Annotated in this window: 9 protein-coding genes; 1 reads left to right on the top strand and 8 read right to left on the bottom strand. The window is 65.3% G+C overall.

Translation table 11 applies throughout. The features are described 5' to 3' along the window. Positions 1 to 185: 185 nt before the first annotated feature. Together DMX12_RS19105 and DMX12_RS19100 are read right to left on the bottom strand one after the other, a co-directional pair. A complete protein-coding gene (locus DMX12_RS19105; protein WP_054904042.1) occupies positions 186 to 1805 on the bottom strand; it encodes an FMN-binding glutamate synthase family protein in 1620 nt (539 codons plus the stop codon). A 160-nt stretch (positions 1806 to 1965) separates the two neighbouring features. Then, positions 1966 to 6240 carry a DEAD/DEAH box helicase gene (locus DMX12_RS19100; protein WP_110679163.1) on the bottom strand — a complete coding sequence of 1425 codons (4275 nt, stop codon included), beginning with the start codon at positions 6238 to 6240 and terminating at the stop codon, positions 1966 to 1968. A 133-nt stretch (positions 6241 to 6373) separates the two neighbouring features. Here DMX12_RS19100 and DMX12_RS19095 point away from each other — a divergent pair, with 133 nt between their 5' ends. Then, the gene (locus DMX12_RS19095; protein WP_054911928.1) at positions 6374 to 6787 is read left to right on the top strand and encodes an NUDIX domain-containing protein; all 414 of its coding nucleotides are present in this window, start codon (positions 6374 to 6376) and stop codon (positions 6785 to 6787) included. On the opposite strand, the gene metR is transcribed toward DMX12_RS19095, so the two are convergent. From metR to DMX12_RS19065, 6 genes are all read right to left on the bottom strand, one after another. Beyond that, on the bottom strand, positions 6771 to 7688 hold the full coding sequence (gene metR / locus DMX12_RS19090) for a transcriptional regulator MetR (RefSeq protein ID WP_110679162.1): 918 nt from the start codon (positions 7686 to 7688) through the stop codon (positions 6771 to 6773). The two genes, DMX12_RS19095 and metR, sit on opposite strands and share 17 nt — an antisense overlap. Positions 7689 to 7851: 163 nt before the next feature. Continuing rightward, complete coding sequence (locus DMX12_RS19085; protein WP_009684540.1) at positions 7852 to 9180, bottom strand: sigma-54 dependent transcriptional regulator; 1329 nt, start codon at positions 9178 to 9180, stop codon at positions 7852 to 7854. Beyond that, the gene (locus DMX12_RS19080; RefSeq protein WP_029887761.1) at positions 9177 to 11081 is read right to left on the bottom strand and encodes an ATP-binding protein; all 1905 of its coding nucleotides are present in this window, start codon (positions 11079 to 11081) and stop codon (positions 9177 to 9179) included. The genes DMX12_RS19085 and DMX12_RS19080 overlap by 4 nt, the downstream gene beginning before the upstream one ends. A 73-nt stretch (positions 11082 to 11154) precedes the next feature. Beyond that, entirely contained in the window at positions 11155 to 11889 is a 735-nt protein-coding gene (locus DMX12_RS19075) for an amino acid ABC transporter ATP-binding protein (protein ID WP_110679161.1), read from the bottom strand. Continuing rightward, positions 11886 to 12557, bottom strand: coding sequence for an amino acid ABC transporter permease (locus DMX12_RS19070; protein WP_110679160.1), 672 nt, complete (start codon positions 12555 to 12557; stop codon positions 11886 to 11888). Before DMX12_RS19070 ends, DMX12_RS19075 begins: the two co-directional genes overlap by 4 nt. After that, entirely contained in the window at positions 12558 to 13304 is a 747-nt protein-coding gene (locus DMX12_RS19065; RefSeq protein ID WP_054904046.1) for an amino acid ABC transporter permease, read from the bottom strand. Between the last annotated feature and the right edge of the window lie 126 nt (positions 13305 to 13430).

Raw genomic sequence — 13430 nt, 5'->3', positions numbered from 1 at the left:
CCGCGCGCGCCTGTCACAGGCGTTACTGGCCCGAAACAAACGTAGGAGCGAGCGCAGCTCGCGATTGCGCCGCGCGGGCGGCGCTCGATCTCACAGGCGCTGAAGATGCTCCGGCTACCCTTGCCAGAAACCAAGAATCTCCCACAGGGATCGCAGCAGGGCTGCCAAGCAGCCCCCGGGGCGCGTCAGGCCGCCACCTCACTGTGCGGCTCGAAGCTGTCGGCCCTGGCCAGCTGCCACATGCGCGAGTAGAACTGGCCATCCACCTCGCCGGTGAGCAGCTCGCCCGGCTTGAGGAACACATGCATCTGCGAGAACAGCTTGATCTCGGTGGCCGAGATGCGGCGCACCAAGTGCTTGGCCTCCAGCTGTGCAGGGTGTTCCAGGCCAGCCGCCGCCAGCATTTCTGCCAGCGCGCGCAAGGTGTTGTGGTGGAAGTTCAACACCCGCTGGGCCTTGTCCGGTACTACCAGTGCGCGTTGGCGCAGCGGGTCTTGCGTGGCCACGCCAGTGGGGCATTTGTTGGTGTGGCAGCTTTGCGACTGGATGCAGCCAATGGCGAACATGAAGCCGCGCGCCGAGTTGGCCCAGTCGGCGCCAATGGCCAGCACGCTGGCGATGTCGAAGGCGCTGACGATCTTGCCGCTGGCGCCCAGCTTGATCTTGTCGCGCAGGTTCAGCCCGACCAAGGTGTTGTGCACGAACAGCAACCCCTCACGCAGGGGCACGCCAATGTGATCGGTGAATTCCACCGGCGCCGCGCCGGTGCCGCCTTCCTTGCCATCGACGACGATGAAATCCGGCAGGATACCGGTCTCCAGCATGGCCTTGGCGATGCCCATGAACTCCCACGGGTGGCCCAGGCAGAACTTGAAACCCACCGGCTTGCCGCCGGACAGTTCGCGTAGCTGGGCGATGAACTGCATCATCTCGATGGGGGTGGAAAAGGCGCTGTGCCGTGACGGCGAAATGCAGTCTTCGCCCATCAGCACGCCACGGGTCTCGGCAATTTCCTGGGTGACCTTGTGCTTGGGCAGGATGCCGCCATGGCCAGGCTTGGCGCCCTGGCTCATCTTCACTTCGATCATGCGCACCTGCGGGCTACGGGCTTGTGCGGCGAAGCGCTCAGGGTCGAAACGCCCGTCCGCGGTGCGGCAGCCAAAGTAGCCGCTGCCCAGTTCCCATACCAGGTCACCACCGTGTTCACGGTGGTACGGGCTGATGCTGCCTTCGCCAGTGTCATGGTGGAAGTTGCCCAGTTTGGCGCCCTGGTTGAGCGCGCGGATAGCGTTGGCGCTGAGCGAGCCGAAGCTCATGGCCGAGATGTTGAAAATCGAGGCCGAATACGGCTGGCTGCACTGCGGCCCACCAATGATGATGCGGAAGCTGGCCGGGTCGGCCAACGGCGCCGGGCGCATGGAGTGGCCAATGAACTCGAAGCCGGACTGGTACACATCGATCAAGGTGCCGAACGGTTTGTCGGAAGCTTCGTTCTTGGCCCGGGCATACACCAGCGAGCGCTGCGCACGGGAGAACGGCAGTGCGTCGCTGTCGGACTCCAGCAGGTACTGGCGGATCTCCGGGCGGATGGCCTCTACCAGGTAGCGGATGTTGCCCAGGATGGGGTAGTTGCGGCGCACGGCGTGGCGCTGCTGCAGCAGGTCGAACAGCCCGATCAGGCTGAGAACGCCGGCGGTCAGGGTGAAGGGCCACAGCCATTCATGCTGGCTGAAGGGCAGGCTCGCCAAGGTGAACAGGACACAGGCGGCGAAGAAGGCATAGCGGCTGAGAAGTGACAGGCTCATACGGGGTCCTTGCGATGGCGCGGTCAGGCTCAGGGCCTGGGGGCAAACCCCGACCATAGCCAAGTTGCCGGGCGCTGCAAATTAAAATCGGGGTAGCGAAAATCATTCTCGCCACGCCAAGCCTCAGCAGCCCTGGCCCATGCTCGGCAAGGCAGGCTGTTTACGGTGCCCCGCGCAGCAGCTTCTGTCGCCAGCTTTCCTGCTCGTGCGCGGGCGCCTCGCTCAGGTACACAGGGCGCCCGGCCACGCGCTTGGCCACTGGCACGCCGTCGCGGTACAGCAGGCGGTTGCCGCTCACCGCCGGCACCTTCACCCCCGGCAGCAACGAGCCGATCAGGTTCAGCGGGTCACTGGCACTGACCACCTGCAGTGCGCCGTCCGCCTCGCGCCGGCGTACCTGGCGCAGTAACCCGACCGCCTCCGGCAAGGCAAATTGTTCACCGGCCAACCCGGCAATGAAGCGCCCCCCGCGGATCTCACCGCGTGCCTCCAGCCGGTGGTAGCAGCGCAGCAGTTCCCGCCACGGTGGCAGTACATCGCTCTCGCGCTCCAGCAGCCGCCAGCACACCACGCCATAGCGCCTTAGCAGGGCGTGGGCGATGTGCTCCAGGCGCTGGCTGTCATCCGCCGTGCCCTGGCGCAGCAATGCCCAGCGCCCGGCATGGGACATGCTGCTGGACAACGGTGCATGGCCGCGCCGGCGGGTGCGTGAAGCGCGTTTCGCCGCCGGGGCGATCAGGCTGCGCAGGCCAGTGAAGCTGTCGGCACCTACCAGGCCGGCACCCACCAGTTCCTGCAACGCTGTTTCCAGTTCGCTGGGCAGCAGGCGGGCATCGTGGGTCAGTTCGTCGAAGAACAACGCGCCCTGAGCCTGCAGCACCTCATGTACCCGCTGCGCCCGTGCGCCAAGGCTCTGTACGGCAGGCGCGGGCGCCAGGCTGCGCCACAGCCCCAGGTGCTCCCGAGGCAGCAACACCAGCGGGGTGCTCGACAAGGTGCTGCCTGAGCGGCTCGCGGCCAGCCGGCTCCAGGCGAATTGCCCGCTGCGGCACGCATCATCGAGCCAGTGGGGGCTGTAGTCGTGGATGCGTGCGGGCAGCAGTTCGGCCTCCCAGGCTGCGGCTGCACTGGGGAAGCCCTGCAACTGCCCAAGCACCTCGGCTACAGCCTGCGGGCCACGCAGCCGCGTGTCAGGTGCCAGGTGCTGCCAGTCGAACAGAAAACGCATGAAGTCCTGCAGGCTGACCGGCTCGATTTCGCGACGCAAGCGCTTGACCGTGTAGCGGTGGATGCGTGCCAGCAAATGGCGTTCGCACCATTGCAGCTCGCTGGCGGCCGGGCTGAAATAGCCGCGCAGCACATAACCTTCGGCTTCCAGGCGGGCCAGGGCCTGTTCGACTGCCTGCGGCGGCATGCCCAACGGCGCGGCGATCTGTACCAGCGTCTGTGGGCCATGGGCGCTCAGGCGGCCACGCAGCAGTTCGCCCAGGGCATTGTCGGGCTCGATGGGCTGGTCGAAGCCAGGCAACTGTTCCAGCGCCGGTTCGAGGGGCGTCGCCGGGTAGATCGCCTGCAGCAGGTTCAGGCGCTCGCGGGCCAGCCACAACTGCTCTCGGGGCAGGCGCAAGGCGCGGCCGGCCTTGGCCAGTTGCCTGAGGAACAGGTTCCAACCAGGGTTGGCGCTGACCTGCGCCTGGCTGATGGCGCCCAGGCTCATCAAGGTTTCGTGCATTTCGTCGCTATTGCGCGGCTGCGGCCAGGCCTCGGCGGCCACGGCAGCGATGGCGTCGGCGTCCAGTGCGCCCAGGTCGTCACTGCTGTGCACCTCGTTCCAGCGCCGGTTGAGCACCGCCTGGGTACGCCGCTCTTCCAGCGGTGCGTCGTCGAGGAACGTATAAGGCCGGGCATTGAGAATGGCCGACGCCAGCGGCGATGGCGCAGGCAGATCGCGGCACAGCAGGCGTACCGCCCCGCTTTCCATACGCCTCAACAGGGCCAGCCAGCCCGTGCAATCCAGGGCCTCGTGCAGGCAGTCGTCGAGGGTCTGCTCGACCAGCGGGTGCTCGGGTATCTGCCGCTCGCCGGCGATATTTTCCAGGCAGGCGATCTGGTCGGGAAACACCGCGGCAACCAGGTCTTCGCTTTTCATGCGCTGGATTTGCGGCGCTACTTTGCGCCCGCCCACGAAGCGCGGCAGGGCCATGGCGACACTGGCGTTCCAGCGCCAGCGCACACCGAACAGTGGCGCTTCGAGCACGGCCTGTATGAGGAGGGCTTCTGCGGTGCCGCTTTTCAGGTAACGCCAGACCTCGTCGAGGTCGAAACTGTGGCTGGTGGACAGCGACAGCACGATGGCGTCCTCGCTGGCGGCCGCCTGCAGTTCGAAATTGAAGGTACGACAGAAGCGTTTGCGCAAGGCCAGGCCCCAGGCGCGATTGATGCGGCTGCCGTAGGGCGAATGGATGATCAGCTGGGTGCCGCCGGAGGCATCGAAGACACGCTCCATCACCAACGTTTCCTGCGAGGGCAGGGCACCGAGCACGTCGCGGGTACGGGCCAGGTAGTCGAGCAACTGCTCGGCGCAGTCTTCGCCCAGCTCGAACGTACCCTGCAACCATGCCGACACCGCGCGGGTATCGCCGTCGGCCAGCGTCAGCTGCTGGTCAAGCTGTGCCTGCAGCCTGGCCACGGCAGCGGACAGTTCGTCGCTGCGGCCAGGGGCCTCGCCGAGCCAGAACGGAATGGTGGGCGGCAGCCCTTGGGCATCCTCCACCCGAACCCGGCCCGACTCGACGCGCAGAATGCGGTACGAGGCATTGCCCAGCTGGAAGATGTCGCCTGCGATGCTCTCCACCGCGAAGTCTTCATTGACGCTGCCAATGTTCAGCGCCTGCGGCTCCAGCAATACGCTGTAGTCGGCATTGTCCGGAAGGGTGCCGCCACTGGTCAGCGCGGTCAGCTGGCTGCCGCGGCGGCCCCGCAATGTGCCGCTTACCGCATCGCGGTGCAGGTAGGCACTGCGTACGCCCTGGCGGCCGTTGTAGCCCTCGGCAAGCATGCGCAGCAAGGCCTGGTAGTGCTGCTGGTCGAGGTGGGCATAGGGTGTGGCCTGGCGCAGGCAGTCGAACAACGCCTGTTCGTGCCACGGCTGGTTGCAGGCTTCGGCGACGATCTGCTGGGCCAGCACGTCCAGGGGCGCCCGGGGTATGTGCAGCGCCTCCAGTTCCCCCCGGCGTACGCAGTCGAGCAGGGCCACGCACTCGATCAGGTCGTCACGCGATGTCGGGAACAAGCGCCCTTTGGGCACGCCATCGACCTGGTGGCTGGCGCGGCCAACCCGTTGCAGGAAGGCGGCAATCGAACCCGGCGAGGCAACCTGGCAGACCAGGTCGATGTCGCCAATGTCGATGCCCAGCTCCAGTGACGCGGTGGCCACCAGCACCTGCAACTGGCCGTGCTTGAGCCGTTGCTCGGCGCTCAGGCGCAGCTCCTTGGCCAGGCTGCCATGGTGCGCGGCCACGACATCCTTGCCCAGGCGGTCGCTGAGGTGGCGGGTGATGCGCTCAGCCAGGCGCCGGGTGTTGACGAATACCAGGGTGGTGCGATGCTCGCGGGCCAGGGCTGCCAGGCGGTCGTAGACCAGGCCCCAGACATCGGTGGCCATGACCGCCCCCAGCGGTACCGGCGGCAGCTCGATGGCCAGGTCGCGTGGCCGGGCATGGCCAACATCGACAACCGCGCAGGGCCGGCCGCTCCCGACCAGAAACTGCGCCACCCGCGCCACCGGGCGCTGTGTGGCAGACAGGCCAATACGGCGCAAGGGCCGGCCTGCCAGGGCCTGCAAACGTTCCAGGGTCAGTGCCAGATGCGCCCCGCGCTTGTTGCCGGCCAAGGCGTGGATCTCGTCGACGATTACCGTATGCACGTTGCGCAGGCCTTCACGACCAGACGCCGAACCCATCAGTACATACAGGGATTCAGGGGTCGTTACCAGAATGTGCGGTGCCAGCTTGCGCATGGCGGCGCGTTCTTTTTGCGGGGTATCGCCGGTGCGCACGGCGGTAGTGATGCGGGGTGCAGCCAGGCCCTGTTCTGCCAGGGTCTGGCTGATACCCTCGAGCGGGGCTTGCAGGTTGACGCGGATGTCATTGGACAGCGCCTTGAGCGGCGAAACATAGACCACCTGGGTCTGCGCCGGCAGCTGGCCCTGCTGCGCCAGGCCCTGGCAGAACAGTTCATCGAGCACGGCCAGGAACGCGCTCAGGGTCTTGCCCGAGCCGGTGGGTGCGGCCAACAGCATCGACTGGCCGCCATGGACCAAGGGCCAGGCCTGGGCCTGGGCATCGGTAACGGTTGCGAAGTGGCGGCCGAACCAGGTGCGTACGGCGGGGTGGAACAGTTCGAGCACCGGGTGCTGTTGGGCGGGCAGGTTCATGGGTTGGTTATGGCGGGGCACGGGCGCTTTGGCAAGGGGCCGTTCGTCTGGCCGGCACACCCGACAATGGCCTTGTCAGCCCAAGCGAGCCCGTGGGATCCTCCCCGGCCATTGTTGCCAGCGAGTTCAGCCCATGCCCAATACCATTCGCATCGCCGCCGCCCTGTTGCTCGACCCGCAGGGGCGCACCTTGCTGGTGCGCAAGCGTGGCACCGAAGCCTTCATGCAGCCGGGGGGCAAGATCGATGCGGGTGAAACGGCGCTGCAGGCACTGGTGCGCGAACTGCACGAGGAATTGGGCCTGCACATCGACCCGGCCCAGGCCGTGTACCTGGGCCAGTTCAGTGCCACGGCCGCCAATGAACCCGGCTTCGAGGTGCAAGCCGAGCTGTTTCGGGTCGACAGCGCCGCTGCCGTGATCCCGGCGGCAGAAATCGAGGAGGTGGTATGGCTGGCTGCAGATCAGGCGCCAGACCAGCCACTGGCGCCCTTGACCCGCGACCTGATCCTGCCGCTGTACCGCCAGTTGCTCAACGCACCGCGCTGACGCCGTCGAGGGTGGCGAAGGAGGTGTCCTTGGCGGTCAGCAGAAAGTCGCGCATGTACGGCGCATCGAGCATGTCGGTGCGCACAGCGGCGTAAAGCGTGGCAAACAGGCCTTTCTCGCCCAGGCGCTTGCCTTTCACATAACCCCGCGCGCTGTACTCATGCAAAGCCCAGTGCGGCATGCCGCAGACGCCCCGGCCGCTGGCGACCAGTTGCATCATCATTACCGTCAGCTCCGAGGTGCGCACAGCGGCCGGCTCGATGTCGGCCGGCTCCAGGAAGCGGGTGAAGATGTCCAGGCGGTCGCGCTCCACCGGGTAGGTGATCAGGGTCTGGTCGAGCAGGTCATGGGGCACGATATACGGCTTGCTGGCCAGCGCATGCTGGTTGGCGACCGCCAGCATGGCTTCGTAGGTGAACAGCGGCACGTAGGTGATGCCGGCCAGGTCCACCGGGTCGGAGGTCACCACCAGGTCAAGGTCACCACGGGCCAGGGCTGGCAAGGGTGCAAAGGCGAAGCCGGAGGCCAGGTCCAGCTCGACTTCCGGCCAGGCATCGCGGAACTGGTCGATGGTCGGCATCAGCCACTGGAAACAGCTGTGGCATTCGATTGCCATGTGCAGGCGCCCGGCCGTACCGCCGGCCAGGCGTGCGATGTCGCGTTCGGCACCCCGTAGCAACGGCAGGGTGGCATCGGCCAGTTGCAGCAGGCGCAGCCCGGCGCTGGTAAAGCGTATCGGCTTGCTCTTGCGTACGAACAGCGGCAGGCCCAGGCGTTCTTCCAGCTCCTTGAACTGGTGAGACAGCGCCGACTGGGTCAGATGCAGGCGCTCGGCGGCTTCCACAAGGCTGTCGGCCTCGCGCAAGGCATGAAGGGTTTTCAGGTGGCGGATCTCCAGCACTGCTGACTCCGGGGTGTGAATGGGGTGAACGAAGCAATGAGTTGAGTTTCGCTCATGTTGGCAACGCTGTCGACTGGGCGTAGCGCCGCACCGCCTGCGGCTGGCCCCACACCCACTGGGGCCCGAATACCCGCGCCGCAGGCGCTTCACACCGTTGTTGAGGTCAACCGAGGCCGTATTTTTTGACCTTGTCGAACAGCGTGGTCTTGGCCATGCCCAGCTCCTGGCTGGCCTGGCTGAGGTTGCCGCCGGTGCGTTGCAGTGCATCGCTGAGCAGGTTGCGTTCGAACGCCTCCACCGCCTCGGCAAAGCCCAGGCCTTGGCTGGCCCCCCCGCTGGGCCCTTTCTTGAACGCCGGCAGGCCCAGGGCGTAGCGTTCGGCCACGTTGCGCAGTTCCCGCACATTGCCTGGCCAGTCGTGGGCGAGGAGGCGGGACAGGGTCTGGCTGTCCAGGGTCGGTGTTTCCCGATCGAAGCGCAGGGCCGATTGCTGCAGGAAGTGCTCGAACAATTGCAGGATGTCTTCGCGGCGCTCGCGCAGCGGTGGCAGCTCCAGGGTCACCACGTTCAACCGGTAGTAAAGGTCGCTGCGGAACTGACCGCTCTGGCCCAGGCTATCGAGGTCGGCCTTGGTTGCCGCAATCACCCGGCAATCCACGGCAATGCTCTGGTTTGACCCCAACCGTTCCAGGGTGCGCTCCTGCAAGACGCGCAGCAGCTTGATCTGCAGGTTGATCGGCATGCTCTCCACCTCGTCGAGGAACAGCGTGCCGCCATTGGCGTGTTCGATCTTGCCGATACGGCGCTTGCCGGCACCGGTGAAGGCGTTGGCCTCGTGGCCAAAAATCTCGGTCTCGAACAGGTTTTCCGGCAGGCCGCCACAGTTCAGCGCCACGAAGGGCTGGCCCTGGCGACGGCTGAAGTCATGCAGGCAGCGTGCGACCAGTTCCTTGCCGGTGCCGGTCTCGCCCTCGATGAGCACGTTGGCCGAGGTGTCGGCCACATTGGCAATCAGCTCGCGCAGGTGCTCCATGGCCGGCGAGCGGCCGATGATACGGCCTTCCAGGCTGCTCTGTTCGGCCAGCTGGCGGCGCAAGGCAACCACTTCGCGCGACAGCCCCCGTTGCTCCAGGGCGCGGCGCACCACGTCGACCAGGCGTTCCGGGGAGAACGGCTTCTCCATGAAGTCGTAGGCACCATTGCGCATGGCGCCAACGGCCATGTCGATGTCGCCGTGGCCGGTGATCAGTACCACCGGCAGGCTGCGGTCGCGGGCCTTGAGGCGGTTGAGCAGCTCCAGGCCGTCGATGCCGGGCAGGCGGATATCGCTGACGACGATACCAGCGAAATCGTCGCCGATGCGCTCCAGCGCCTGCTCGGCACTGCCCACACCTTCGCAGGCGATGTCCTCCAGGGCCAGTGCCTGCTGGCAGCCGAGCAGCACATGCGGGTCGTCTTCGACGATCAGGACGGTAAGAGGCGCTTGGTTCATGGGTGCTCTGCCGATTCGTTAGGGGGCGAAACCAGGGGCAGGGCCAGGACGAAGGCGCTCCCGCCGGTGACGGGGTGCTCGACATTGAGGCTGCCCTTGGCCGCAGCCGCAAGGCTCGCCGACAGGGTCAGGCCCAGGCCCAGGCCGTGTTCGCCCGGTTTGGTGGTGAAGAAAGGTTCAAACAGGTGCTTGCGCGCCTCGGCGTCGATGCCGTGGCCATTGTCACGCACCTGCAAACGGTATTTGTCGCCCTGCACTTCGCCCTCCAGCCACAGTTCGGGCTGGGGCTGCGCAGCCATGGCATCGAGGGCGTTGCCGATCAGGTTGACCAGGATTTGCTCCAGGCGGGTCTGGTCGATGGCCAGTTGCTGGTCCTCGTAGTGGTTGTGCAGCTGCAAGTGGCAGGCGCTGATGCGGTTGCCCAGTACTTGCAAGGTGGCTTCTATCGCCTTGGCCAGGGAAGCCTGGCCACTGTCGTCGCTGCGCCGGGCGAACGAGCGCAGGCTGGCAGTGATGCGGCCCATGCGGTCAATCAGGTCGTTCATGGTGCGCAGGTTGGTGCTGGCGGTTTCCAGCGCCCCGCGTTCGAGGAAGCGCACCGTGTTGCCAGACAGCGTACGCAAGGCAGCCAGCGGCTGGTTCAGCTCGTGGGCGATGCTGGTGGACATCTGCCCGATGGCTGCCAGCTTGCCGGCCTGCACCAGCTCGTCCTGGGCGTGGCGCAGCGTTTGTTCGGCGTGCCGGCGCTCGCGAATCTGGCCTTTCAGGCGTTCGTTGCTGGCACGCAGGTCGGCGGTGCGTTCGGTAATCCGTCGCTCCAGCTGGCTGTTGGCTTCCTCCAGCGCCTCGCGTGCGGCCAGGCGGGTGGCGATGACTTTGCGCCGCTCGTTCCAGGCGATGCCGAGGATGGCCAGCAGGGCGAAGGCGACCCCCACCAGAATGCCCTGGACCATGGATTCGCGGCGCAGGTCCTGCAGCGGGGTGAGCAGGGTGAAATGCCAGGGCGTGTCGACCAGCCGGCGGGTCTGGGCCAGGTAGGCCACTTCGTGGGGCTCGCCGTGGGCAGTCTCGCTGTTGGCTGGGAAGGTCAGTTTTTCCACGCCATCGGCCAGGGTCTCGCGGGCCAGGGGCTGCAACTCGTTCAACGGCCACCAGTAATACTGCAGGCTGCGCGCCAGCCGTTCCTTGGTTTGCGCGGTCAGCGGGCGTACCGACTTCAGGCGCCTGGCAGGGTCGCTGGAAAGGATGATGATGCCGTTCTCGTCGCTGACGAATGCCTCCAGGCGCGCCCGCTGCCAACGCTCTTCCAGGGTATCCAGGCGTACCTTGATCACTGCCACGCCAATGATCTTTCCGTGTTCCTCCAGCCCGTGGGCCAAGTAGTAGCCAGCCTCGCCCGTGGTACTGCCGATGCCGTAGAAGCGCCCAGGTTCGCCGCGTACGGCAGTCTGGAAATAGGCGCGGAACGACAGGTCTTCGCCCAGGAACGAATCGGCATCGCGCCAGTTGCTGGTGGCCTGGACCCGGCCATTGGTATCGAGCACGAAAATTGCCCGGCTGCGGCTGCGCCGGTTCAGGCCTTCGAGGTATTCGTTGACCGCCTGGCGCGAACCGCCATCCGGGTCGGTGAGCAGGTGCGAGACGCTGTCTTCCAGCTCCAGCAGGCTCGGCAGGTAGGTGTATTTGCTGATCTCGCTTTCGACCGTGCGCGCGTGCAGCTCCAGCTGGCGTTCACCGTTTTCGCTGAGGGTGCGGATACCGTTGCTCTCGCTGATCAGGTAGCCAGCCATACCCAGGCCGACCATCAGCAAAATGATCAGTGGTGGCAGCAGCAATTGGCGGAGCAGGCGGGATTTCACGGCAGGCTTGGCAGGGAGAAGAAGCGAAGGATCGCATTTCATCACAGTGGCCTTGTCACGACCAGCGCCTGCTGCCCGATTGGGCAGCGGCGCCGACCGGTTCAATGAAGCAAAATCAGTGTTGCAGGATCTTGCTGAGGAAGTGCTGGGTGCGTTCGTGGCGGGCAGTCGGGTCGCCGAAGAACGCCTCCTTCTCGCAGTCTTCGATGATGTGGCCCTTGTCCATGAAGATCACGCGGTTGGCCACTTTGCGGGCGAAGCCCATTTCGTGGGTCACGCACATCATGGTCATGCCCTCGTGGGCAAGCTCCACCATCACGTCCAGTACTTCGTTGACCATCTCCGGGTCCAGCGCCGAAGTCGGCTCGTCGAACAGCATGACGATCGGGTCCATCGACAGTGCACGGGCAATCGCCACGCGCTGTTGCTGGCCACCCGACAGCTGGCCCGGGTGCTTCTTGGCATGGGCGCCAAGGCCGACGCGGTCGAGCAGGGCCAGGCCTTTCTTGGTGGCCTCCGCCTCACTGCGGCCCAGTACCTTGCGCTGGGCGATGGTCAGGTTTTCGGTGATGCTCAGGTGGGGGAACAGTTCGAAGTGCTGGAACACCATGCCCACCCGCGAACGCAGCTTCGGCAGGTTGGTCTTGGGGTCGGCGATCGAGGTGCCATCAACCACGATATCGCCTTTCTGGAACGGCTCCAGTGCATTGACGCACTTGATCAGGGTGGACTTGCCCGAACCCGACGGGCCGCACACCACCACCACTTCACCTTTCTTGACCTCGGTGCTGCAGTCGGTCAGTACCTGGAAGTCCCCGTACCACTTGTTGACGTTCTTGATGGAAATCATACGGTGATCCTTTTTTGCAGGCGCTTGACCAGCGACGAAGCGGAGAAGCTGATGAGGAAGTACACGACCCCGGCGAAGATCAGGAACTCATGGGAGCGCCCGATGATGTCGCCGTTGGAGCGTGCCGAGTTGAGGAAGTCCACCAGGCCTACGGTGTAGACCAGCGAGGTATCCTGGAACAGGATGATGCTCTGTTGCAGCAACAGCGGGGTCATCTTGCGAAACGCCTGCGGCAGGATGATCAGGCGCATGGTCTGGCTGTAGGTCATGCCCAGGGCCTGGGCGGCGCCCATCTGGCCCTTGGAGATCGATTGCACGCCGGCGCGGACGATTTCACAGAAGTAGGCGGCTTCGAACATCATGAACGCCACCACGCACGAGGTGAAGGCACCCACCGGGGTGTCCTCGCCGGTGATCCAGCGCAGAACGAACGGTACCGCCAGGTAGAACCAGGTGATCACCAGCAGCAGCGGGATCGAGCGGAAATAGTTGACGTAGGCCCCGGCCAGCCGCGACAGCAGCTTACTCGATGACAGCCGCATGAGCGCCAGGATGGTGCCCAGCACGATACCGCCCACCACACCCATGACCATCAGTTGCAAGGTCATGAGCATGCCTTCCCACAGGGCGGGCAGGGCCGGGATGATTTCGCTGAAATCCATGTCCATTTACTTGCCCCCCACGGAAATCAGGCCAGGCACGGCGACTTTCTTCTCGACCATGCGCATCAGCAGCATCAGCCCCATGTTCAGGGTGAAGTAGATCAGCGTGGCCAGGGTGAACGCCTCGAACAGGTTGGCGGAAAATTCGGCGGTCTGTTTGGTTTGCGCCAGCAGCTCCATCAGGCCGATCAGCGAGGCCACCGAGGAGTTCTTGAACACGTTGAGAAATTCGGAGGTGAGCGGCGGAATGATGATCCGGTAGGCCTGGGGCAGCAGCACGTTGGTGTAGATCTGCGGCAGGCTGAAACCCATGGCGCGGGCCGCGGATTCCTGGCCGCGCGGCAGCGCCTGGATGCCGGTGCGCACTTGCTCGCAGACACGGGCGGCAGTGAACAGGCCCAGGCAGATGACCACACTGATCAGCGCCGAGGTGGTCGGGTTGAGGTCTTGCTTGAACCATTCCTGCAGGCCTTCGGGCAGCAGGTCTGGCACCAGGAAGTACCAGATGAACAGCTGCACCAGCAGCGGCACATTGCGGAACAGCTCCACGTAGATGGTGGCGATGCCCGATACCAGGCGGTTCGGCACGGTGCGCATGACGCCGAGCACCGAGCCCAGCAGCAAGGCGATGATCCAGGCGGAGATGGCGATGGCGATGGTCCAGCCCAGGCCGGTGATGTACCAGTCGAGATAAGTCTCGCTGCCCACGCCGGTGGACTTGAAGAACACGCTCCAGTCCCAGTTGTAATTCATCGGGATTTCCCCTCAGACGGTTGTTTCACGGGCACCTTGGTACATCCGGGGGCGCTGGGCGCCCTCGGATGAAAGGTTAGACACTAATGAGTGGCCTGCAGGGTTTGATTCGTGCTGTCGAGCACC

Source organism: Pseudomonas sp. MB-090624 (assembly GCF_003205245.1).
GTDB lineage: Bacteria > Pseudomonadota > Gammaproteobacteria > Pseudomonadales > Pseudomonadaceae > Aquipseudomonas > Aquipseudomonas juntendi.
Note: the sequence above shows the minus strand (reverse complement) of the source record. Positions and strands in the feature narration are given on the sequence as shown.

Bases quoted from the DNA above. Each gene is read 5' to 3' on its own strand.
- DMX12_RS19105 (WP_054904042.1), bottom strand. From the start codon at position 1,805: ATGAGCCTGTCACTTCTCAGCCGCTATGCCTTCTTCGCCGCCTGTGTC.
- DMX12_RS19100 (WP_110679163.1), bottom strand. From the start codon at position 6,240: ATGAACCTGCCCGCCCAACAGCACCCGGTGCTCGAACTGTTCCACCCC.
- DMX12_RS19095 (WP_054911928.1), top strand. From the start codon at position 6,374: ATGCCCAATACCATTCGCATCGCCGCCGCCCTGTTGCTCGACCCGCAG.
- DMX12_RS19085 (WP_009684540.1), bottom strand. From the start codon at position 9,180: ATGAACCAAGCGCCTCTTACCGTCCTGATCGTCGAAGACGACCCGCAT.
- DMX12_RS19080 (WP_029887761.1), bottom strand. From the start codon at position 11,081: ATGAAATGCGATCCTTCGCTTCTTCTCCCTGCCAAGCCTGCCGTGAAA.
- DMX12_RS19075 (WP_110679161.1), bottom strand. From the start codon at position 11,889: ATGATTTCCATCAAGAACGTCAACAAGTGGTACGGGGACTTCCAGGTA.
- DMX12_RS19070 (WP_110679160.1), bottom strand. From the start codon at position 12,557: ATGGACATGGATTTCAGCGAAATCATCCCGGCCCTGCCCGCCCTGTGG.
- DMX12_RS19065 (WP_054904046.1), bottom strand. From the start codon at position 13,304: ATGAATTACAACTGGGACTGGAGCGTGTTCTTCAAGTCCACCGGCGTG.